Annotated in this window: 19 protein-coding genes; 3 read left to right on the forward strand and 16 right to left on the reverse strand. The window is 55.1% G+C overall.

Features of this window, described 5'->3' with window-relative positions:
• Positions 1 to 32 precede the first annotated feature (32 nt).
• Positions 33 to 1013, reverse strand: a complete 981-nt coding sequence (locus WMW72_RS26375) for an alpha-ketoacid dehydrogenase subunit beta (protein WP_341418575.1) — start codon at positions 1011 to 1013, stop codon at positions 33 to 35.
• Between the two features lie 24 nt (positions 1014 to 1037).
• Positions 1038 to 2108, reverse strand: a complete 1071-nt coding sequence (pdhA, locus tag WMW72_RS26380) for a pyruvate dehydrogenase (acetyl-transferring) E1 component subunit alpha (protein WP_341418576.1) — start codon at positions 2106 to 2108, stop codon at positions 1038 to 1040.
• Positions 2109 to 2354: 246 nt separating this feature from the next.
• Between pdhA and WMW72_RS26385 the strand changes: the two genes are divergently transcribed.
• Positions 2355 to 3080, forward strand: coding sequence for an alpha/beta hydrolase (locus WMW72_RS26385; RefSeq protein ID WP_341418577.1), 726 nt, complete (start codon positions 2355 to 2357; stop codon positions 3078 to 3080).
• Here the strand turns inward: WMW72_RS26385 and WMW72_RS26390 are convergent.
• From WMW72_RS26390 to WMW72_RS26400, 3 genes are all read right to left on the reverse strand, one after another.
• The gene (locus WMW72_RS26390; RefSeq protein ID WP_341418578.1) at positions 3063 to 3992 is read right to left on the reverse strand and encodes a lipoate--protein ligase family protein; all 930 of its coding nucleotides are present in this window, start codon (positions 3990 to 3992) and stop codon (positions 3063 to 3065) included. The two genes, WMW72_RS26385 and WMW72_RS26390, sit on opposite strands and share 18 nt — an antisense overlap.
• 315 nt (positions 3993 to 4307) lie before the next feature.
• Entirely contained in the window at positions 4308 to 4874 is a 567-nt protein-coding gene (locus tag WMW72_RS26395) for a GDYXXLXY domain-containing protein (protein WP_341418579.1), read from the reverse strand.
• On the reverse strand, positions 4867 to 6096 hold the full coding sequence (locus WMW72_RS26400) for a DUF2157 domain-containing protein (RefSeq protein WP_341418580.1): 1230 nt from the start codon (positions 6094 to 6096) through the stop codon (positions 4867 to 4869). Before WMW72_RS26400 ends, WMW72_RS26395 begins: the two co-directional genes overlap by 8 nt.
• A gap of 254 nt (positions 6097 to 6350) precedes the next feature.
• Between WMW72_RS26400 and WMW72_RS26405 the strand changes: the two genes are divergently transcribed.
• A complete protein-coding gene (locus tag WMW72_RS26405; protein WP_341418581.1) occupies positions 6351 to 7385 on the forward strand; it encodes a metallophosphoesterase family protein in 1035 nt (344 codons plus the stop codon).
• A 140-nt stretch (positions 7386 to 7525) separates the two neighbouring features.
• Positions 7526 to 8812, forward strand: coding sequence for an ATP-binding protein (locus WMW72_RS26410; RefSeq protein WP_341418582.1), 1287 nt, complete (start codon positions 7526 to 7528; stop codon positions 8810 to 8812).
• On the opposite strand, the gene WMW72_RS26415 is transcribed toward WMW72_RS26410, so the two are convergent.
• From WMW72_RS26415 to alaS, 11 genes are all read right to left on the reverse strand, one after another.
• On the reverse strand, positions 8809 to 10641 hold the full coding sequence (locus WMW72_RS26415; protein WP_341418583.1) for a peptidoglycan D,D-transpeptidase FtsI family protein: 1833 nt from the start codon (positions 10639 to 10641) through the stop codon (positions 8809 to 8811). The genes WMW72_RS26410 and WMW72_RS26415 overlap by 4 nt on opposite strands.
• Before the next feature lie 244 nt (positions 10642 to 10885).
• Complete coding sequence (locus WMW72_RS26420) at positions 10886 to 12922, reverse strand: methyl-accepting chemotaxis protein (RefSeq protein ID WP_423227605.1); 2037 nt, start codon at positions 12920 to 12922, stop codon at positions 10886 to 10888.
• A 465-nt stretch (positions 12923 to 13387) separates the two neighbouring features.
• Positions 13388 to 15568, reverse strand: a complete 2181-nt coding sequence (locus tag WMW72_RS26425) for a methyl-accepting chemotaxis protein (RefSeq protein ID WP_341418585.1) — start codon at positions 15566 to 15568, stop codon at positions 13388 to 13390.
• A 261-nt stretch (positions 15569 to 15829) separates the two neighbouring features.
• Positions 15830 to 17125 (reverse strand): peptidase U32 family protein, encoded by a 1296-nt coding sequence (locus WMW72_RS26430; RefSeq protein ID WP_341418586.1) that lies wholly within the window; start codon positions 17123 to 17125, stop codon positions 15830 to 15832.
• Positions 17126 to 17155: 30 nt separating this feature from the next.
• Entirely contained in the window at positions 17156 to 18106 is a 951-nt protein-coding gene (locus WMW72_RS26435; RefSeq protein ID WP_341418587.1) for a peptidase U32 family protein, read from the reverse strand.
• Between the two features lie 38 nt (positions 18107 to 18144).
• Positions 18145 to 19206, reverse strand: a complete 1062-nt coding sequence (mltG, locus tag WMW72_RS26440) for an endolytic transglycosylase MltG (protein WP_341418658.1) — start codon at positions 19204 to 19206, stop codon at positions 18145 to 18147.
• Positions 19207 to 19313: 107 nt separating this feature from the next.
• Entirely contained in the window at positions 19314 to 19625 is a 312-nt protein-coding gene (locus tag WMW72_RS26445; protein ID WP_341418588.1) for a DUF1292 domain-containing protein, read from the reverse strand.
• A 34-nt stretch (positions 19626 to 19659) separates the two neighbouring features.
• A complete protein-coding gene (locus WMW72_RS26450) occupies positions 19660 to 19989 on the reverse strand; it encodes a DUF1292 domain-containing protein (protein ID WP_341418589.1) in 330 nt (109 codons plus the stop codon).
• A gap of 6 nt (positions 19990 to 19995) precedes the next feature.
• On the reverse strand, positions 19996 to 20418 hold the full coding sequence (gene ruvX / locus WMW72_RS26455; RefSeq protein ID WP_341418590.1) for a Holliday junction resolvase RuvX: 423 nt from the start codon (positions 20416 to 20418) through the stop codon (positions 19996 to 19998).
• Between the two features lie 21 nt (positions 20419 to 20439).
• On the reverse strand, positions 20440 to 20703 hold the full coding sequence (locus tag WMW72_RS26460) for an IreB family regulatory phosphoprotein (RefSeq protein ID WP_072329451.1): 264 nt from the start codon (positions 20701 to 20703) through the stop codon (positions 20440 to 20442).
• Positions 20704 to 20794: 91 nt separating this feature from the next.
• Positions 20795 to 23416 carry an alanine--tRNA ligase gene (gene alaS / locus WMW72_RS26465; protein ID WP_341418591.1) on the reverse strand — a complete coding sequence of 874 codons (2622 nt, stop codon included), beginning with the start codon at positions 23414 to 23416 and terminating at the stop codon, positions 20795 to 20797.
• Positions 23417 to 23819 lie beyond the last annotated feature (403 nt).

Consider the following 23819-nt stretch of genomic DNA (forward strand, 5'->3'; position numbering starts at 1 on the left):
CGAACACTCACCATCCTTGTCGCTTCGTCAAATTAAAAATCAAGCACTTGGTTCAAGCCAGCTACGATTCTCGCCGGATTCGGCAGCCATTGATCCTCGACTTGGGCAAAAGGATATACCGTATCTGGAGGAGCTACGCGCAGCACTGGCGCTTCCAGGTGAAGGATCGCTTTCTCGTTGATCTGAGCGATGACTTCAGCCGCGATACCCGAAGTTTTTTGCGCTTCCTGCACGATGATCGCGCGGTTAGTTTTCTTGATCGACTCGACGATCGTGTCGATATCGAGCGGAATCAGCGTACGCAGGTCGATAACCTCGACTTTGGCGCCGCGTGTTTTTTCGATCTCTTCCGCCGCCTTCAGCGAGGTGTGAACCATCGCGCCGTACGTGATGATCGTAGCGTCGGAGCCTTCGCGGACCACGTTCGCTTTGCCGATCGGCACCGTGTACTCGCCTTCCGGTACTTCAGCACGGAACGAACGGTACAAGTTCAAATGCTCCATGAAGAATACCGGATCGTTGTCGCGGATCGCGGAGATCAGCAGACCTTTCGCATCGTAAGGGTTCGAAGGCACGACAACCTTGATCCCAGGCGTTTGCACCATCAGACCCTCGAGGGAGTCGGTATGCAGCTCAGCAGCCTTAACGCCACCGCCGAAAGGTGTACGGATCGTGATCGGAGCCTGGTAACGGCCGCCGGAACGGTAACGCAGACGCGCCGCTTGAACCGCGATCTGGTCGAAGGCTTCATAGATGAAGCCGATGAATTGAATCTCCATGATCGGACGGAAGCCTTGAGTAGCCATCCCGACCGCCATACCGCCGATTGCGGATTCCGCCAGCGGCGTATCGAATACGCGCTCTTCACCGAATTCGCCTTGCAGGCCTTCCGTTGCACGGAATACGCCTCCGACCTTACCAACGTCCTCTCCGAAAATGACGACGTTCGGGTCGCGCTGCAGCTCGACGCGCATTGCGTCTTTTATCGCTTGAATCATTGTCATTTGAGCCATGGCTGATGTTCCTCTCCTTTACGCTTACGCTAAGTAACCCGCTTTTTGCTCTTCCAGATGCTGAGGCGTCGTCTCGAACATGCTGTCGATCAGACCCGGCACTGTCATTTTTTCCGTTGTTTCCGCCTTCTTGATTTGCTCGGCAACCGTGTTTTTCGCATCCTCAACGACAGCTGCTTCCTCTTCCTCAGTCCAGAGGCCTTTGCTTACCAGATACGTGCGGAAACGGTTCAGCGGATCCTTTTGCTCCCATTCAGCCGTTTCTTCCTTCGTGCGGTACTTGGAAGGGTCATCGCCGGACATCGAGTGCGGCAGGTAACGGTAAGTGATCGCTTCGATCAATGTCGCGCCCTCGCCGTTGCGTCCGCGCTCAGCCGCGTCCTGCACAGCCTTGACGACAGCCAGCACGTCCATGCCGTCTACCTGTACGCCCGTGATGCCTGCAGATACTGCTTTATGAGCAACGGACAAAGCAGCCGTTTGCTTCTCGAAAGGCGTCGTGATCGCATAGCCATTGTTTTGAACAACGAAGATGGATCCCAGCTTGAACGCTCCTGCGAAGTTCAGTGCTTCGTAGAAATCGCCCTCGGACGAACCGCCGTCGCCGGTATAAGTGATCGAGACACGCTTCTCGCCGCGCTTCTTGAATGCCATTGCCACGCCCATCGCGTGCAGGTATTGCGCGCCGATAATGATTTGCGGCATCAATACGTGTACATCCTCAGGAATCTGTCCGCCATGCTGATGTCCGCGTGAATACAGAAACGCTTGGTACATAGGCAGGCCATGCCATACGATTTGCGGCATATCGCGATAGCCCGGGCAAATGAAATCATCTTTATTCAGTGCGAACTCACTGCCGATCATGGTTGCTTCTTGTCCGGACACCGGCGCGTAGAAGCCAAGACGTCCTTGACGGGTCAGGTTAACGGCACGTTGATCCCAAGTGCGCGTGAACACCATGCGGCGCATCAGCTCGCGCAATTGATCATCGGTTAAATTCGGCATTTCCTCCGGATTGACGATTTGGCCGTCTGTCGAAAGAACGCTTAGCGGCTTTACTTCTTGTACGCCAACAATATGCGGCTTACTCATTAAAAGTCACCTCTTACGGTTAGTTGGGTAGTGGAAAAGATACAGGTCTGCAAGAAAGATGCAATGAACAAAAACACACTTTCTGTTATAGTAGTATTATAAACCTGTTTTTGTGAATAACACAAGAACTATCTAGATAAATAAGTTCTTCCTGCTGCATATGAACTATAACAGTTTCATAAAATGAGTATTACAGGGCATTAAAATTTACAAAACTATTATAATACAACCGGAGGTGTCCCCTGCATGGATCAGGACTTATATTACAAAAGAACGATTGTCAAGGAGCTCGTCCCGTCAGCTTCCCTCGGGGAAACGAGGGCTCTGCGGATTTACTTGCCGCCCGGCTACAATGAGCTATTGTCCTACCCTGTCGTATATTGTCAGGATGGGGAAGATTTTTTCAATTTCGGGCGCATCGCGACCACGATGAACAGGCTGATCTATGATGAAAATGTGGAGCCTGCCATCATCGTCGGGGTAGACGTGGATAAGAGCATCCGCACCAGCGAATACTCGCCGGACGGAGAGCGGTTTGCCGCCTACTGCCGCTTTTTCGCGGAGGAGCTCATACCGTTCGTTGAGGATCATTACCCGGTAAGGCGCGAATCGAACGCACGGATTTTGGCCGGGGACTCGCTGGGCGGAACGGTTTCGCTGCATCTTGCCTTAGATTATCCTAGCCTATTTACGCAGGTAATATCCTTGTCGGGTGCTTTTTTGCTGTCCACCCAGGAGCGGCTCGGCATGGAGAGCGATCTGTCCTGGCTGCAGCTTCTGATGGTCATCGGATTGGACGAAAAAGAGGTCAAAACCGAGCGGGGCACTTTTGACTTTGTGGAGGCGAACCGGATCAGCAAACAGCTCCTCACGGAGAGGAGCTGTTCGGTCATCTATGAAGAGAAGCCTGGCAAGCATGTATGGGGCTTCTGGCAGCAAGAGCTGCCCTGGATGCTAAAGCGCTTCTTGTGAGAAGCCGTAGCGCTCGCGCATCCGCTGTACCATCGCCCGGACCTCAGTGGGGTCCGGCAGCCACAGCCTGGCCGAAGCTTCGGCCAGGCCTTCTGGCGTCTGCCGCTCGCGCACGACGCGCTTGATCGCGTCGATAAAGGCTTGCGCCGCTCCGGCTAAGCCTCCGGCAGCCGAATCGCTCTCCGCTTCCGCGGCCGGCTGCCCATGCACGCCGAGGCCGAAGCCCGGTCCGAGCAGCTCGCTCAAGCTCGCCATGCTGCTGTCACTCACATGCGGATACACCGTATCCGCGGCAGCTCCCTCGGCGGCCTGTTCATAGAATAAGCGCGCAATCCCTGCCTTCTGCGCTCCCGAGCCTTCAGCCACGATGAACGCCTGCACGACATAGCCGTGCTGCTGCCTGCGCTGGGCAATCCCGCAGAACTTACGTCCTCCGATGCTCAGGTCGAAATCGCCTGGACAGTAGGCGCCGGCAATTTCTCCCTTGCTTACTCCGCCGTCTGCCTGCTCCAAGGCCAGAGCGATCAATTCGTACATCCGTTCGAAATCGTCGTGAAAATCAATCGCTCCCGAACGCTTGCGTCCGATCAGCGACACATTAACCACGCCAAGGTCCAGCGGCACCGCCGCCCCTCCCGAATTCCGGACGGCCACGCTGTAGCCGTCCGCCTCCAGGCTGCGGCCCGCCGCGGCCGCTTGCGGAAGCCTGCTGTCTCTCAGCCCCATCACAAAAGCGCGGGGATGCCTCCAGATATGGATCATCGGTGGTCCTCCCTCGCCGACATACCGGCACAGCAGCTCTTCCAGCGCGAAGGGATATAAGATATCCCGTTCACTGAAATCTCCGCTTCGGTCGAGCAGCAGCAGGTTCTGCAGACCCTCTCTGTTAGCTGCAGTCGCCGTATCCTTCATCTTCCCGTTCCCCTTCCACTTGTGCAGGCGCCCTGTCTCCGCAGGCCTGCAAGAATCGCTTATCGCACAACTCCCTGGCTATGCCCGATCTCTTCTTTGGCGCCGATTCCGATCGCAGAGCGCTTGTCAGAATACCGCTATCTTAATCGAAAAGGAGCTGCCGCAGCAACTCCCCAGTTCAGACTCTTATATACGGCATATGACGGAAGACGGAACTTGAGCTGACCCGGATACATCTGCCCTCGCAAGTCGTTGACCGCCAGCCCGTCGTATCCCTACCTTAAACATCATCGCCGATAATCGCAGCCTAGTTCCTTAGCGCTCCTTCAGCCCCTCGATCTTGGCCTGGCCCCATGGCGCGACCTTCAGATGAACGAGTAGCCGGGATGCCTGCTCCTCCAGCTCCTTGCCTGTATTTTCCGGTACGTAATATTTCTCGATGCCATAGTTAATTCGCAGGTCTCCATTATTTTGCGGCTTCCAGCTATACGCCGCCCTTCCCTTCAGGATAACCTCGCCGCCCGACAAGTCCGGCTTGCGGTCATAGGCAGACGTCGCCACGAAAGCTCCGTCAGATTCCGGCCTCACTACCACGTAAAGCACCTGCCCTTGTTTCACGCCCGAACCAGCTCCCTTCCATGACGAAGCGGGAAGACGACTGAACTCATAGCTCAGGTTCACATAATCCCCGTACAGGAGATCCCTCGGATCAACGGGGACCGTTCTGACCTGTACATCCTTCCCAAACCAGCTGACTGCATAGAAGGAGATCGCTATGCCAATCAATACGAGCACCTGCAATCCGACAAGCATAGCGGCCAGCACTCCACGTCTACGCGGTGCAAGCTCTACCTCCATATTCGGTATCGCCCGTTTATTCATGTCGTGTCGCCTCCTCTGCCGCCTTCAATATCCGTTTATTTCTACGGTTCAAGAACCAGCTTAATCCGATCAGCAGGACGCCCCCTACGATAAAGAACAGCGATTTGTCCATGAAGTCCCAGGTCAGCTTCACATACGCCACCAAGCTGCTGATAATGAATAAAACCGTCCCTAGATTGATTTTAAAACTCCAGCCCTCCGCATAACCCCTCCACAGTACGAAAAGAGAGAAGAGGAATAGGGCCAGCAAATACAAGACCGCCACCCCGGCATTCAGATACACGAACGGTAGCAGCAGCACCCATTCCAAAGCGCCGGATAGCGCACCTCGGCGGTATTTGCCCAGCAGGGAGATGATGAACAGCAGCGCAAGCGCACCCAGATAGAAGGAAGCTCTCGGCAGGATTTCCTCATGAAGCTCCCTTAAGATCCACTCCCCGCTGGCAAAGACGGCGAAGATCCCGAACAGGAAAGCGACGACAAGTGGAGCCGCCTGCATCGCGTAGCTGCCTTGGCGTTCCTTGAACCAGTCTCCTAGCGCATACAGAGCCATGGCAGGGATGAACATCCACATAAACGGAAGATCTTCGGACAATGTCCACATCAGACACTGGGCCGTGACACTCAGACTGAAGCACCAGATCAGCAGCGTGCTGCGGCTATTCCATCCGTAGAAGCCGAGCAGGACGACCATCATCACAAATCCGGTATAGCTGAAGGTGCCGAAGCTGGATAAGCTGTAAATCTGCACGGCGTTAAACAATATCAGCGCGATCAGATATAAATAACGGCTGCGGTATAAGTAAACCGCCAAAGCCCCGGCTGAAGCCCATAAGAGGAAAGAGGCTGCATTGTAGGCCACCAGATGAAACATTTGGCCGACCAGAATGATCCCTCCTCCGAAGCTGATTACTCCAAGACTTATCAGCCCGATGCCAAGTCTGGAATCTCCCCTGCGGATCAAAAACTCGCCGCCGGCATAGAAGCCGCACATGACGGCAATCAGCAGGATAAGCCGGGCTAGTTGCGGAATTTCCTGCCAGTTGGCTGCGACAAAGCTCAATATGCCCAGTGCCAGCAGCATGCTCCCCAGCAGTGGAAGAATGCCGACACCCTGCTTGCGGTCTTCATATAAACGAACAATACGCTCGGCTTGCTCCCAGGTAACGATGCCTTTCTCCACCCAAGCCGGAGCTTCCCGTTGTACCCACTTTCTGTTCATGCTCTTCTCACCTCTGTCCCGGACCGCCGCGTGAAGCGTGCAGTCCTTAAATTTCCCTACTTCCAGTATATCGGGTATAGCCTGCACGAGAAGTACTAACTTCTCCTAGTACCTTACCCCGGAGCGGCATGATTCCAATCGATTTGCTGGCCAGCCTCGGCCAAGTATTCTTTTTTGCCGTCAACTCCTTTATAATAAATTTATATATTGAGCATTTCCCCAAAATAGCCCTATTCCCCGGAGGATATTCCTGCATGATCACTAGACGTATATTCATCAAGCAACTGCTCACCCTGATCGCTCTGGCGACAGGCGGAGCCGCCTTAACCGACCGTTACCTCGCCCCTGAGCAAGCCGCTCCCGATAGCGAGCCCGCCTTTGCACCCGTTCCCCCGGACCAGACGCCTGCCGCTTCGGACCAGCCCTTGCTGTCCTTTTTCCTGCTTAGCGATCTGCATATTTCCGTAGCCGATACGACCATCGGCGATAAGCTTCATCTGGCTTTGAAGGACGTAAGCAAATTCGAATCACCCGTCGATACGATTGTCATCGGAGGCGACGTGACCGACTTCGGTAGGGATCTCGAGTACAAGCAGCTTCGCAAAATACTCGATACTTATAAGCTTCCTCCTATCTACGCCAACATGGGCAATCATGACTATTACGATGTTTGGCTGACCGACCGCGGAGCGTTTTCGACAGAAACCGTCCCCAACGGGAAGACCGACGCGATGTGCCGCGACCGTTTTATGAAGTTTTTCGGGTACAAGGAAAAGCCCTACACGGATGTATGGCTGAAGGATGTGCATCTGATTCTGCTTTCCCAGGAGCTGTATGTCCAGGAGAAGCCGGACGTCGGTGAAGGCGCGTGGTATTCCGATGAGCAGCTCGCCTGGTTCGAGGACAAAATGAAGGCTCATGCCGACGGAAAGCCGGCCTTTATCTTTATTCACCAGCCGCTGCCATCTCCAGGGACGGACGGAGGAACCCACCGGCTGATCCGGGCCAAGCGCTTCCGCGAGATTTTGCAGCCTTACCGCAATGCCTTCGTATTCTCGGGACATACGCACCGTAATTTCCTCAGCGAGGACCACTATAACAAGGAAAATACGTTCCACTGGTTCACCAACGCTTCCGTTGGCAAAACCCGTCCGGGCCCGGACGGCGGAGCAGGCGTCCAGGGCATGTATGTCCAAATCTACCCGCACCAGGTCGTTGTGAAAGGCCGGGAGTTCACCGACCGCTCCTGGATTGAGGGCTCGGAGTGGACCATTCCTGTTAAGGCCTGATCCTCTGGAACGGCTTTATGAACTCGGCGCCCCGCCTCAGCCCCAATTACGGGATCTGTCGCGAGGCGCATTCAAGACACAATTAAGTAGGAGCTATCGCACGCCCGTGCCATGGCCCCGTACATACAAAAGGTGATGACGTGAGTTTGATTGCCCATCTGCTGCTTCAAATACTGCTTGCCATCATGCCCATTCTGCTTTACCAGCTTTTCTGGACCGGCCGGAACCACCTGCTTCAAGAACGACGTTATGACGGATTCGCGGCAATTCTTACGGCGTTGTCTGCGATTCTGAGCATGACGTACCCTATAGCGATACCGAGCGGACTGCCCTGTGACCTGCGGCTCCTTTCCGTGGCTGCATGCCTGATGTATGCCGGACTGCTCCCCGCTGCTGCAGTCGCAGCCATCACGCTGATCTACCAATTTGTGCTGGACAGCGGGGCCCTGTTCTATCTTTCCGTTATCTCCACCCTCCTTGCGATGGCCTACCTGCTGCTGATCCGCCGAAAAACGAATGCGAACGGACGGGTACTCCATCCGCTTACAGCCGCAGCGATGGGATTGACCTTATCTCTGCTGACAGCGTCCGCTGCAATCATTTATCAGACCAGATCGGGGTACGGAATCGATATGAAGACGGCAGGCTTTTATACCGTGTATGCGCTGGCTTACGTGGGTGCTGCCGTGTTAGCGGCCTATGCAGCCAGGCAGTCCCTCAGGCAGATGAGTATGCTGAAGCAAGCCGAGCATCACGACAAGATGAATGTGCTGACCGAGCTGGCCGCTTCCTTCGCTCACGAGGTGCGCCATCCGATGACGGTTGCCAAGGGCTTTGTGCAAATGATCAAGCAAGGGGATGTTTCGGAGGGCAGACGCCAGGTCTACGTGCAGATGGTGCTGGAGGAGATCGAAAGAGCTCAAGCCCTGATTCAAGATTATTTATCGTTCGCCAAGCCCCAGATGGACGCGATCGAACTGCTGGATGCCAAGCATCTGGTGCTTCAGGCGATTGGCTCTGTGGAAACCTTCGCCCGCCTGCGGAATGTCAAAATCGATGCCGATCTGCAGGATAAGCTGATGATTAGCGCCAATTCGGATAAATTCATGCAATGCATCGTGCATCTGTGCAAAAACGGCATCGAATCGATGCCTGGAGGCGGAACGCTGCGGGTCGTCGGCTCTCTTCAAAGCACCACCGTCAGCATCGACATCATCGACCACGGCATCGGGATGACACCTGACGAGGTCGGGCGATTGGGCACGCCTTATTATTCGATAAGGGGCAAGGACGCCGGGCTCGGCATGATGGTCACTTACCGGGCGATCCAAAATATTCACGGGCGTATCGATGTGACCAGTGAGCGGGGCAAAGGTACCTGCTTCACCCTGCTGCTGCCGACTCTACAGCCTTCCAGCTATCACTAACGGTCACTGGCAGCCAGCAGGTCCATCACATCACGGAAAAGCCTTACCGACCGGTTGGCTTCCCCGGTAGAGACATGGCGGCTCAACACGGCCACCGCGTACTTGGGCGCATCCGCAGGCCCATACCCGATGAACCAATGATTCTCGCCTTCTCTGCCGGTCTCCAGCCTGATCTGAGCGGTACCGGACTTGCCTGCGAGCGGCCAGACCGCCGCTTGCAGCGCCTTGCCTGTTCCGCGCTCGACAACACCACTCATCCAATGCAGCAGCGTTTCGGCTGTTTTCGAATGAACAGAAACCTCGTCCGCTCCTAAACCCATCCCTGCATCATGCGAATCAAACCGTTCGTAGAGCCGACCGTTCCCGAAGCGTACCTCCTGGACAACTCGCGGAGAAAGCACATTCCCCTCATGAAGCAGGGTCACCACCAGATTAGCCGCTTGCAGCGGAGTCATCTGCACATCGCGCTGACCGATCGCCGTCTGTACCAGCGCCCCTGGATCCGTGCGGTCAGTCGCAGGGGCATAGGTCTGGCCTGGCTGCTCACCGTCCCACTGATGGAACGAAGCTCCCGCGCTAGTTCCCCCCGTCCATCCAACCGGGGCCGTTACGCCCAGACGGCGAGCATACTGCTCGAGCTTCTCACCGCCCAGCCGCTCGGCAAGATGGGCAAATACCACATTGCAGGACTGAGCATAGGCTTCCTCGATCGTCAAGTCCCCATGTCCTCCGTGCTTCCAGCAGCGAAATCCGAACCGCCCCAGTTCACCATCACAATGAAAGACTTCACCCGGCTTGACCACCTGTTCCTCCAATGCGGCAACCGCAGTCACCGTCTTGAAGATAGAGCCCGGAGCCTCTGCCTGCAGCGCATGGTTGTTCCAGTCGCTGCTGCCCGGATCGACATGATCCGGGTGAAAGGAAGGAGCGCTGGCCATCGCAATCACATCGGCCGTTGCGGTATCCAGTACGACGACGGCACCTTCCCGGATGCCGGACTGCATCAGCTTGGTCTCAACCTGCGCTTGCAAGCCGCGATCCAGCGTCGTCACAATCTTCAAGGGATAGTAAGGATTAGAGGGCTTGATCGTCCGTATATCCAGACCCGGCAGCGGCCGCTTGCCTGCATCCGTGAACAGCGACACGGAGATTGCCCCAATCCCCCTAAGCCAGGGCTCGAATGACTTTTCCAGTCCGGCATTGCCGATCCGGCTTGTCAACTGAAGCTCCCCTTTATGAAATTGATCGGTGAATTGCCGGGTGACGCGCTCCGGATTTTGCCCGATATAGCCGATCAATTGGGCGGCAAGCTGATGTTCAGCGTAGCGCTGCCTATAGGCCGTTACGCGCAGATCCTCCAGCCCCAGCGCCTCCAGCTGACGGGCCTGCTCCTCCCGCAGGGGGAGAGGCTTGCCGTCCGGTCCGGGCCACATTCTGGGAGCAGCTGCCGCCTGTTGGAAGCTTCTCAGACTGACCAGCGGCACGCTCAGAATACGAGCGGCTTCTCCAAGCATCCGCTCCCTCTCCCCATCCCGTTCCGGCTCACTCCGGATGGGAAAGATGGTCAGCGTCTGCAGCGTAGTCCCTGTCAACGGCTCACCGTGCCGATCTACGAAATCCCCGCGACCGCTATCGAGTACGATTCCCTGCTCCCGCTGGACGACCGAATTTTCCACCAGATTGATGTGGCGAGAAGTCCAGCGCCCCGAAGCAGCAATCTGAATCCAGAATAAACGAATATTCCAGATCAGCAAGATGCAGACGATGAAGATCAAGATGACGAAGATCCGGTTCTTTTTCAAGTGAGCGTGCTCATGCGATCCATTCATAGCTGTATCTCCCGCCCGAGGCTCACAGATGTAACGCTAACAGCGAGCCAGTCTGTATACATGTCCAGTCATGCTTCATATAGACACAGTATGTACATAACCAGGATTCCCCAAACCGGCGGTGCGGCTAGGCGACCTCCTCGAACAACAATCCTCCAAGGGGTCATGCCAGACAAACACGCGAAAAATGCCCGCCTCAACCCGAGGCGGGCATTCCTGAATAGTTAGAGTGATGAACGAACGGTTAGACTTGGAACTTAGAAAGCGACTGCTTCAGAGAGTTGGATAGCTCCTCCAGCTTGTCTGACAGCCTGACCAGGCCATTGGAGATGCTAAGCTGCTCCGTACTGAGCGAGGCGACCTCTTGCGATGTCGCCGACGATTCCTCGGCCACGGCACTCACATTCGTCATCGATTCGTTCAGGACGAGCTGCGAGGTTTCAAGCTGACTGATCGATTCTGTAACCTCGGACAGACGTTCGATAAACCCGCCCATCTGCGCATCCACCTGCTTGAAGATCGTATCCGCTTCTTTCACGGATGCAATCTGCTCCTGGAAAATCGGGTAGGCCTTGGACAGCACCTGAACCGTCTCTTCGATTTCATTCTGGATTTTCTCCGTAATCTGCCCGACGATGGCGATCGATTGGCGGGACTGATCCGCCAGCTTGCGGATTTCATCGGCAACCACCATGAAGCCCTTCCCTGCCGCTCCCGCTCTCGCCGCTTCGATCGTTGCATTCAGCGACAAAATATTCGTCTGCTTGGAGATGTTGCCCAATACATCGAGAATCTTAACGATAGAACGCGTGCTTTCCTTCAAATTATCGACCTTCTCGACCATCGAGCGCGTCATCGACTCGGTCTCATTCGTCTTGCCGATCAACTCGTTCATATACGTGATTCCCTGCTTACTGGAGGTCTGCACCTCACCAGCCGCCGTACCCATGATCACGTTGGCCGACACGACACTTTGCATCTGCATGCCGATGGAATGCGTCAGCTCATTGCCCCGCTCGGATTCAACCGCCAAGCTGCTAGCTCCTGTGGCAATTTCCTCCGTCGCGACCGCAATATCCTTGGCCGACATCGCCGTCTTCTTAGACGCCTCGGACAGCTCGCCCGCTGTACCCAGCACTTCCTGGGCCGAAACATTCGTCTGCTGCACCAGCTGAGTAATCTTCTCCATCATTTCATTGAAGCTGACGCTGAGCTGACCGATCTCATCCTGCCCCTTCACCGCCATACGCACGCGCAGATTGCCCTGCTCGCCCTCTTTCATCAGATTCCGCAGCTGGATGAGGGGCCGGCCGATCATGCGGGCCAGCAGGTAACCGATCACGATGGCAATCAGCATCGCACCGAACGCCATGGCCACCGTGATGTCGAAGATCACCTTCGCATCCTTGACCAGCTCGTTCACCGGCATTAAGCCGACGAGATGCCAGCCGTTGATCTTGGATTTGTAGAAAACCAGCTGATTTTGACCATCCTTGGTCTTCAATTGGCCGCTTTCCTTATCCAGCGCACTCTTATCCAGATTCAGCGTATTCGGTTTAGCGAGCAGAGCTTGATCCGCATTGTATACATAATTGCCACTCGAAGAAATAACAATCGTGCTTCCGCCATCGCCCATATCGATCTGCTTCATCTGATCGCCGATAACTTCGACTTTGATCTCGATCAACAGTACGCCCGTAATCTGGTTGGTGGTCATGCTCTTCAGCACCCGTCCGAGCGCAAAGGAAGGACTTGCCCCGCTTGATATGACATTTTCCTGGGAGTAGCCCTTTTCCGATGTTTCCAGCCATACCGCCTGTCCGCCTGCTTCCACGATTTGTTTAAACCATGGCTGCTCTGCTGCGGAGCCGCCGCCGGCTGCATTGGAGGATGACCCTACCCCTGCCCCCTTCTCCGACAGCAGGTGAATGGATTTGATGTTCTTATTAGCGAACGCGTAAACGTTCAGCTTATCCGTAATTTGACGTGATAGATCCATGTAATTGTATGTATTAGCTTCTGTCGTGCGAAGCTCCGTGACCAGCTTGCGAAGATCTTCGTTCAGCATAATCTGCATGGACAAATCTTCATAGGTCGAGTAAATCAGATCCAGCTTTTGCCCGGCTTGGATGGCCGTTTGTTCGGTAGCGTCTGCGACTTTAGTCTGAATAACATCCTTGGATTTCGCGTAGGAAATCAGCCCGACAATCAGTACGAAGAACACGATACAAAAGAAAAAGATCGCAAAAAGCTTCACGCCAACCGACTTCAACGGATTCACTTGCAGCCCTTCGCCCGTATTGGCCAGCCCGGCCGTTCCACCGGCTCCCCCTGAGCCGGATGGGGTACTGCGCGATGCCAGTTTCGCTAGTAAGGTTTTGCCGGCATGCTGCAGACTTTCAAGCAGTGAAGACCATGTCTTCTTCACAGGAAGCACCACCTAATTCTGTTAGATAGAACGTATATGACCAGAATTTTCGATTCTTTACACGTTCTTCATATTGTTATGTACATACACTTTCGACACAATCAGTCAAATTCCTTTTCGATTTCCAAAAAGTTTCCACTGATTAAATAGTAGTACCATAGTCTTATCGACATTTCAGTCTCATCTTGTTATATCGGTTTGATCTATTTCTTTGAAAAAAAGAAAAAAATCCTGATTTCCGGGACTTTGTGCCCCGTTATTGGAGAACAAGAAAAAAATCCGGTCGGGATGACCGGATTTTCCTCTTTACCCGCTCCGTTACACTTGAAATCTCGATAAAGATTCTTTCAGGGAATTGGACAGGTCTTCCAGCCGGTCCGCCAGCTTCACCAGGCCGCCAGAGATACTGAGCTGCTCATTGCTAAGCGATGCGACTTCTTGTGACGTCGCCGACGATTCCTCCGCCACGGCACTCACATTCGTCATCGATTCGCTCAGTACGAGCTGCGAGTTTTCCAGCTGGCTGATCGATTCCGTGACCTCGGACAGACGCTCGATAAATCCGCCCATCTGCGCGTCCACCTGCTTGAAGATCGTATCCGCTTCTTTCACAGATGTAATCTGCTCTTGGAAGATTGGGTAGGCCTTGGACAACACCTCAACGGTTTCACCGATTTCCTTCTGGATCTTCTCCGTGATCTGTCCGACGATGGCAATCGATTGGCGGGACTGATCCGCCAGCTTGCGGATTTCATCGGCAACCACCATGAAGCCCTTGCCCGCCGCTCCCGCCCTCGCTGCTTCGATCGTCGCATTCAGCGACAAAATATTCGTTTGCTTGGAGATGTTGCCCAGTACATCGAGAATCTTAACGATAGAACGTGTGCTTTCCTTCAAATTATCGACCTTCTCGACCATCGAGCGCGTCATCGACTCCGTCTCGTTCGTCTTGCCGATCAACTCGTTCATATACGTGATCCCCTGCTTACTGGAAGTCTGCACCTCACCCGCGGCCGTGCCCATGATCACATTGGCCGACACGACGCTTTGCATCTGCATCCCGATGCCATAGGTCAGCTCATTGCCGCGCTCCGATTCGACCGCCAGGCTGCTCGCTCCCATCGCAATTTCCTCCGTGGCGACCGCAATATCCTTGGCCGACATCGCCGTCTTCTTGGAGACGTCAGACAGCTCACCTGCTGTCGCCAGCACCTCCTGGGCGGACCTGTTCGTCTGCTGCACCAACTGGGTGATCTTCTCCATCATCTGGTTAAAGCTGATGCTGAGCTGGCCGATCTCGTCCTGACGATTCACCTCCATGCGCACCTGCAGATTACCCTGTTCACCCTCCTTCATCAGATTCCGAAGCACCACTAACGGCCGGCCGATCATCCGAGCAAGCATAAATCCGATGACGATGGCAATCAGCATCGCTCCGAATGCCATCGCAAACGTCATATCGTAGATGACGGATGCATCCTTCACCAGTTCCTTCACCGGCATCGTGCCTACGACAGTCCAGCCGTTCACCGGGGATTTATAGTACACAATCTGATCGGTGTCGTTTTGCGACTTCAACTGGTCATGCGCCTGCTGGAAGCGATCCATCCCCATCTGGAACGTATTGGGCTTGCCAAGCAGGTCGAGCTTCTCGTTGTACACATAGTTGCCTTTCCCTGACAGCACGACCGTACTGCCGCCCTCCCCCATCTGGATCTGCTTCATCTGGCTGCCGATGACATCGACCTTGATCTCAATCACGAGTACGCCGTTCACTTCGCCGGTGAGCGAATTTTTCAACAGCCGTCCGAGGGCAAAGGAGGGAAGCGAGTTGCCCGCCGTTCCGTCGGTATAGCCCTTCGCCTTCGTCTCCAGCCAGCGTGCCTGGCCTCCTCCGTCCAGTATCGTTTTAAACCATTCCTGGTCCCCCTGGACCGTCGTTCCCAGAGAGTTGGAGGTCGAGTTGATGCCCTCGCCCTTGTCTGAGATCAGGTGAATGGCTTGAATGTTCTTATTGGCGAACGAGTACATATTCAATTGATCCGTTAGCAGGCGCGTCTGCTCCAGAAACTCATAGGAATTTCGTTCCGTCTTTTTGCTAGCGCTTACAAGTCTGCTTATTTCGTTATTCAGCATGATTTGCATGGATAGCTCTTCGTAGCTGGCGAAGATCAGATCGAGCTTTTGTCCGGCTTGAATGATTGTTTGCTCGGATGCATCCGCAACCTTCCTCTGGATCACTTCCTTGGATTTATTGTACGAGATGAGCCCCACCGTCAATACGAAGCATACGATACTTAAGAAAAAAATAACAAACAGCTTCGTTCCTACCGACTTCAACGAATTGACCCGCATACTCCCCAAAGACTCAGAAACTCCGCGGGATTGAAGACCGCCAGGTTCGGAGGAGCTGGACCCGGATGCAGAAGCAGCTTTGGTTTTCACGGACCGGCCAGCGTGCTGAAGGCGCTCAAGCAGCAATGATAGCGTTTTCTTCATAGGATACACCACCTGTTCTTAATAGGAGCTGGACGTTGTCTTAAAGTAAATATTTACCTGATCCGCCTCACTAAGACCAAGTATTCGACATCCTGGCCGGGAATCCTCTTGAAGTCCCGGTTATTTCAAAAAAATATCGTTTACGTAGTCCTACGGACTCATCATCCCGCCTAACCAGACGACTAGAATAAGCTTGCCGGCAAAGAAAAAAGCCCGTCATCAGCAAGTCCCTTGCGGACTTCGCTTCGACAGGCTTCTGGATTACTTGGCTTTGCCCATACGCTTGCGGACCATATCCAGCGGACGGACGGGCGCTTCCACCTTCATCCGGATCGGCTGGAGCGGATGACGGGCGGCATCCAGCGATTCTCCCGTTTCATTGAAGATATCCGGTACCGTCTGTTTGAAAAATGTGCCGCCAGGACCGAAAAATTCAATTTCCTGGCCGGGCTTGAAGTGATTGCGCTGCTGAACCAATGCGGTGCCGTTCTCATCGTCGTATGCCAGCACGACTCCTACGAAATCGTAAGGAGCAGCTTTATCCTCCGGCTCGAAGATATGATCTTCATGCCCCGGATAGTCATAGAAGAAGCCGGTATTCAGCGGGCGGTTCGCCGCCTTCTGAATTTCATACAGCCACTCCGGCTTCAGCTCGTAATTCACCGGATCTGCGAAATACGCGTCGATCGCCTGGCGGTACGCATTCACCACAGTAGCGACATAATGGACGCTCTTCATCCGTCCCTCGATCTTGAAGCTGTCCACACCGGAACGGATAAGCTCCGGTACATGCTCAATCATGCAAAGGTCTTTGGAGCCCATCGAGAACGGATTGTCGCCCTCCTGGAACATCGGCAGCTCCTTGATCCCGATCTGCGGACCGCTGAGCTCCTCCTCGGTCGCGAACAGATCATACTTCCAGCGGCATGACTGCGAACAGCCCCCGCGGTTGGAGTCCCGGTCGGTAAAGTGGTTGGACAGCACACAGCGGCCCGAGTACGAGCTGCACATGGCGCCGTGCACGAATACCTCGATCTCCATCTCGACATTCTGCTTAATATCCACGATCTCTTCCATGCTGACCTCGCGGGCGAGCACGACACGATCGACACCGTCTTCCTTCCAGAACTGCACGGCCTGACGGTTCATCGTCGACTGCTGCGTACTCAGATGGATCTCCAGCTTGGGAGCGACGCGTCTACAGGTCTCGATGATGATCGGATCGGCGACGATAATCGCATGAACGCCGGCGCCTTCAATCCCCCGCAAATAAGCTTCCAGCCCCTCAATATCCTCGTTATGCGCATAAATATTGGTCGCTACGAATACCTTGGCCCCGTACTTCTCGGCAAACTCCACCCCTTCGCGCATTTCCTCGAATGTGAAGTTGTCTGCATTGGAGCGGAGACCGTATTGCTGCCCGCCGATGTAGACCGCATCCGCGCCGTAGTGAACGGCGAACTTCAGCTTCTCCAGGCTGCCCGCAGGCGCCAGCAGCTCAGGCTTATCCAGCCGGATCCGCTTGCCGAGCAACGCTTCCTGTTCCCTTGTAGTCATTCGACTCACCTCTTCCCCTTCTGCCTTGGCTTAGTAGACTTGCACTTTAAAGAAAAATCCGTAGCTCAGCTCGCGTCTCGGGTCCTGGAGCTCGCGGATGGCATCCAGCAGCCCTTCGTCGAATACATAGCCTTCCGGATCGGCTATATAGGCATCGATGGCTTGACGGTAGCCCCGCAGCACGGTTTCATTGTATTCGACGGACTTAAGCAGCGATTCGATCTTGAAGCTGTCGATCCCGCCCTCCAGCAGCTCATGCAGCGTGTCCAGCACACAGATATCGTCAGAGCTCATGATGTGGGTCCCGTTGATATCCTCATAGACCGGATAACGCTCGTTTTGGCGCTCCTGCTCGATGAGGAATAGACCTTGATCCACGCCTGCCTGCAGCACCTCATCCGATGTGAGCACGCGGCTCTCTCCCTGATGGTTCTGATAATTGGTCAGCAGGCTGCGCTTGGAATGATAAATATTCGTGATGCCATGGACCTGTACCTGAGCTTCCATGTCGGGGAGCAGGCGCTTGATCTCCAGCGTCTCGTCGAGATTCAGCTCACGTGCCAGCACCATACGCGTAGCTCCCTTGGTCCCCCAATACTTGGCCGTAGCGTAGTTGGTCGATGTCATCTCCGCGTTCCAATGCAAGCCGATGCCGGGAGCAGCCCCGCGTACCGCGATAAGCACAGCCGGATCTCCGAATACCAGCGCATCGATTTTCACCCGGTGCAGCTCCTTCAGATACTCGTGCAGGTCATCCAATTGCTCGTTGCTCATCAGGTTGTTAACGGCGGCATACACCTTCACCTGGCGCTCATGCAGCCAAGGCACCAGCTCTTCCAGTTCATTGACGGTAACTCCCCCGGGTAAACGCAGGCCGAAGCGATGCTCACCAAGCAGAATGGCGTCCGCTCCTGCCTCCACATACCGCCTGGCTTCTTCAGGCGTGCCTGCAGCTATCAACAATTCCGGCTTTTTCGTCATTGCGACACCTCTTGTCCTCAGATTCGGTTCACCCTGGATCAAGGCGATCCCGTCTTGTTGCTCTCGGCTATATTTTTCTTGTGCTCCTCGAAGGTTTCGGCGAACAGATGCTTGCGGCTGCCATCCTTCTTGGTCACATAAAATAAATACTTCGTCTCTTGGGGATAGATCGCCGCACGGATCGAAGCTAGTGACGGACTTGCGATCGGCCCCGGAGGCAATCCCCTATTCAAGTACGTATTATAAGGACTCTCGACCCGCAAATCCTTCTCGAAGAGCCGTTCCTTCTGCTTGTCGAATAAATACTGGATCGTGGCATCAATCTCGAGCTGCTTGTTCTGCTTGAGCCGGTTATGGATGACGCCGCTGACGAGCGCACGTTCCTCATCCACAGCTACCTCCCGCTCGATCAGCGACGCGAGCGTCAAGGTCTGATGTAAAGTCAGTCCCTGGTCCGCCATCGCCTGCCGCCAGCCCTCCGGCAGCTCCTGCAGCCGCTTGTCGAGCTGCCCTGTCATCGTGGCGATCATCTCGTCCGGCGTCGCATCCTTCTTCCACTCGTACGTGTCGGGGTACAGATACCCCTCCAGACGCACCTTCAGGTTCGGATCGCTCGGAATGGCGGATGCCGCCGAATCCTTGGGTGCTGCGAAGCGCGTGACAGCCGCCTCGAACGCGGCCGGGTCAATCCCGGCCTGCTGCAGCTTCTCCGCGATCTGCCGGACGGTGAACCCTTCCGGCACGGTCAGGCGCAGCCCGGCTTCCTTAACCGTCTCCCCGCGGTTCAGCTTGTCCATAATCGCATCCAGTGTCAGTCCTGGCTGCATGTCGTAGTCCCCAGCTTGAAAGCGGCCGCCCTCGCCCTTGTACTTCACATAGTACGTGAACAGCCGCGCATCGCGGATCAAGCCCTTGCGCTCCAGCTCAGCAGCAAGCTGGCTCACGCCGGTTCCCGCCGGGAATACTATGCGTACGGATATATCCGAGGCAGGAGACGGTGCCAGGCTGCGGCTGATATACAAGGCCAGGCCGGCCGCAAGACCGGCGGCCAAACAAATAATCAGGATAAGTCCTCTCAACCAAAGCCGCTTGACTTTCATCACAGTTCCTTCAGGCGCTTCTTACGTCTTACGCCGCTCCTTTCTCCCAAACAAACGAAAAAGAGCGGATTATCTCCGCTCATTGGCTGTTAAAGGTCAATTGCCGCTTACAAGGCTTCATCATCCGGCAGCAGCAGCTCGTCGAACAACTCCGAGATATCTTCCCACTCGTCGTCATCCTCGATCGTCTCCAGCTCCAGCTCGCCATCGCCCTTGCGCGTGACGCGAAAAATCTCCGGTTCATCCGACTTGCCCGGCTTTTCCTTCTCCAGCATAGCGTAACCGTTGCCGTTCCATATAAGCTCGGATACGATACGGTATACGACGGATTCCTGCTGTTCGTCATATAAAATAATATCATCTCCGTACGCATCCCGCAACTGGCGCGTAGGAGCTGCCTCTTGGGCCGAATTCGACATAGGGTCCTCCTCACGTAGGGAAAGAGCCGAAGTTTTACTTCGACTCTTCCTCTTCCTCATCTTCATCGAACTCATCCATCAGGGTGTTGAACGTTTCTTCGACGATGTTCCACTCTTCCTCGTCTTCGATCGTGTACAGCTGGAGATCATCTCCGTCTTCCTCATAGCGGAACGCGTACACTTCATCGGACTCCTCATCCGCATCGACAGGAACAACCATCATGTACTTCTTGTCCGAGTCATCCACCTCGAACTTCATGATCACTTCGAATTCTTCCTCATTGCCTTCTTCATCCGGAATAAAAATAATTTCGGGTTCTTCTTCCAGTTGACCCTGAATGTCGCCTTGTTCCTTCTGGGACATGGTCCTTCACCTCTTCGACTTGGAATGTGCATCCATATAGTTTTGCAGGATCAAAGCTGCGGCCATCTTATCGACGACCTGCTTCCGCTTCTTGCGGCTTACGTCCGCCTCGATCAGCGTCCGCTGCGCCGAGACGGTGGTCAGCCGTTCATCCCATAGATGAACGGGCAGCTGCAGCTCCTCGTGCAGCCACCGGGAGAACTCGATGCACAGCTCTCCACGGGGTCCGATCGTGTTATTCATGTTCTTCGGCAAACCGACGACAATCTCCGAAACCTCATAGTCGCGGATAATGTCCCGAAGCCGGCCCAGGTCTCGTTCTCCGGTCGTACGCCGGATCACCTCCAGCCCCTGGGCCGTCCATCCGAGCTCATCGCTGACCGCGACGCCAATCGTTTTGTCTCCGTAATCCAATCCCATCAACCGCATGCATGCTGCCCCGTTCGTGAACTATGACTTGTACTGCTTCAGATACGAACGGACCAATTCCTCGATCAGTTCGTCCCGCTCCCGTTTGCGAATGATGCTTCGGGCGTTATCGTGACGCGGGATATAAGCCGGATCGCCGGAGAGCAGATAACCGACGATCTGGTTAATGGGATTATACCCTTTTTCCTGCAGCGCGTCATATACCGCCAGAATGACTTCTTTGGGCGAGGTTTCAATTTCTTCCGCTTTCACGTTGAACTTCATCGTTTTATCCATTGAACTCATCTTGCGAAGCACCCCCTGCAATTCTTAGTTACTCACATATTCGCCATAAGTCTACAAATTCCTCTTGACAGGCGAACCTTTTATCCAACATTTATTTAGACTCAATCAAGGCTTCTACGCCGCTGAGCGCTTCGGACAGCTTGGAAGCATCCTTACCGCCTGCCTGTGCCATATCCGGACGGCCGCCGCCGCTCCCGCCGCAGGCTGTCGCCACTTCCTTGATCAGCTTGCCGGCGTGGTAGCCCTGGCTGACCAGATCCGGCGTTACGGCAGCGACGAGGTTCACCTTGCCTTCTGCCGCTGCGCCGAGCACGATAACGGCGGAGCCGAGCTTTTGCTTCATTTGATCCACAATATTGCGGAGCGTCTCCATATCCCCTGCGCTGACTTCAGCCGCCAGCAGGGTGATACCGCCGACCGTCTTGACTTGGGTAGTCAGAGAACCCGCCTCTACGCTGGACAGCTTCGCCTTGAGCGATTCATTCTCGCGCGCCTGTTCCTTGAGCTGGGCGAACAGACCCTCTACACGCTTAGGCACATCCTGAATATTGGACTTCAGCAAGGCTGCCGCATCGCGCAGCAGTTGCAGCTGGTCATCCAGATATTGATAAGCGCCTCTTCCCGTTGCCGCCTCGATCCGGCGCACACCGGAACCGATGCCCGACTCGCTGATGATCTTGAACAGACCGATCTGACCCGTGCTGCCGACATGACAGCCGCCGCACAGCTCAAGGCTGTAATCGCCGACGCGTACGACACGCACGATGTCGCCGTATTTCTCGCCGAACAGCGCCATCGCGCCCAACGCCTTCGCTTCCGCGATCGGCTTCAGGTCGATGTTGACAGCGATATTCTTCCATACCTGCGCATTGACGCGGCGCTCGATCTCCTGCAGCTCCTCGGCCGAGATGCCGCCGAAGTGCGAGAAGTCGAAGCGCAAACGGTCCGGAGCGACGAGCGAGCCCGCCTGGTTTACATGATCGCCCAGCACTTCCTTCAGCGCTTTATGCAGCAGGTGAGTCGCTGTATGGTTCTTGATGATATCCTCACGCACATCCTGAGTGACGACCGCCTGCACGGTCTCGCCCTTGCGGAGCACGCCCGCTTCGACACGCACCGTGTGCACATGCTGGCCATGCGGTGCCTTGCCGACGTCCTCAACTTTCAGCACAAGGTCGCCTGCCGTGATATAGCCATGGTCGCTGACCTGACCGCCGCTTTCCGCATAGAACGGTGTGCGGTCGAGGATGACCTGGCACAGCTCGCCCGTACCGACGAGATCCACGAACTGCTGCTCGTGAACGATCACTTCGATTTTAGCAGTTGTTACCAGTTCAGTATAACCAACAAACTCGCTTTTAACCGTATAATCCGCCAGCGGACCGCCCTGCACCTTCATGCTGTCGGACTCCTGACGAGCCGCGCGGGCGCGCTCCCGCTGCTCCTGCATAGAGGCATCGAAGCCGGCACGATCGACCGTGAGGCCTTGTTCGTTGGCAAAATCCTCGGTCAGGTCGAACGGGAACCCGTACGTGTCATACAGCTTGAACGCATCAGGTCCGCTGATGGAGGATTCGCCTGCTTGACGCGCCTTCGCCGTCAGCTCGGCCAGAATCGCCAGACCGCCGCCCAGCGTCTCGTGGAACCGCTCCTCTTCGTTGCGGATGACCTTCTCGATGAACTCACGCTTCTGTACAACCTCCGGATAGTAGACACCCATGATGTCGCCCACGATACCCGTCAGCGAGTACAGGAACGGCTTATCCAGGCCTATCACCTTGCCGTAGCGAACGGCACGGCGCAGTAGACGGCGGATGACATAACCGCGCCCTTCGTTGGAAGGCAGCACGCCGTCGCCCACAGAGAATGCCACGGTGCGGATATGGTCGGCAATGACCTTCAACGCAATGTCCGTCTCGGTGTTCTGCTTATACGTCACACCTGCCAGCTCAGCCGTCTTCTGAATAATCGGCTGGAACAGGTCGGTGTCGAAGTTGGAGTCTACGTCCTGCAGAATGGAAGCGAAGCGCTCCAACCCAGCGCCCGTATCGATATTCTTGTTCGGCAGCGGCGTGTAGCTGCCGTCCTTGTTGTGGTTGAATTGCGAGAAGACGAGGTTCCATACTTCGAGGAAGCGTTCGTTCTCGCCGCCCGGCCAGCACTCAGGATCGCTTAGATCACCGTACTTATCGCCGCGGTCGTAGAAAATCTCCGTACACGGGCCGCACGGACCTTCGCCGATATCCCAGAAGTTCTCATCCAGCTTGTAGATGCGCTCTTCGGGAAGACCGATCTTCTTGTTCCAGAATTCGAAGGCCTCGGTATCCTCAGGGTATACCGTAACCGACAGCCGCTCAGGATCGAAGCCGATCCACTCCTTGCTCGTCAGGAACTCCCAGGCCCAAGTGATCACTTCTTCCTTGAAATAATCGCCGATGGAGAAGTTGCCCAGCATCTCGAAGAACGTGTGGTGACGGCGCGTTTTGCCTACATTCTCGATATCATTGGTACGAATGCACTTCTGCGAATTGGCAATGCGCGGGTTCTCAGGCACGACGCGTCCATCAAAATACGGCTTCAGCGGCGCCATGCCAGCATTGATCCACAGTAGCGACGGGTCGTTGTGAGGGACGAGCGGAGCGCTCGGCTCGATCTTATGTCCCTTGCTTTCAAAAAAAGCTAACCATTTGGCGCGAATTTCACTAGCTTTCACTCTAATAACCCCCTCAATTGGTATGAAACGTAAAACGACAAAAAAACGCCCCTGAAAACAGGGACGATTGAATCGCGGTACCACCCTGGTTATTGCGCATATGAACCGCCGGAAGCCGCCTAGGCGCGCCGGAACGATGCACAATCTCCTCTTGCCGGACGTTAACGGGTCCGAATCCGGCGGAGTTTATCCGCACTCCGAAATGAGCTTTCGGTCATCCTTCATTAGAAAGGCTCTCACAGCGAAGCGTTTGGCACTTTTCCGCTGCCCGGCATCCTATGCCGACCCGCCGAGCATGCGCCACCGCCCCAAGCCTTCTCTCTGGCCAATGGACTACGACCTACTGGATTTCTTCAACGCTTTTTGACTATAGTCAATAAAAGCTATACCGGCAAATTATACC

Source organism: Paenibacillus filicis, assembly GCF_038070315.1.
GTDB lineage: Bacteria > Bacillota > Bacilli > Paenibacillales > NBRC-103111 > Paenibacillus_G > Paenibacillus_G filicis.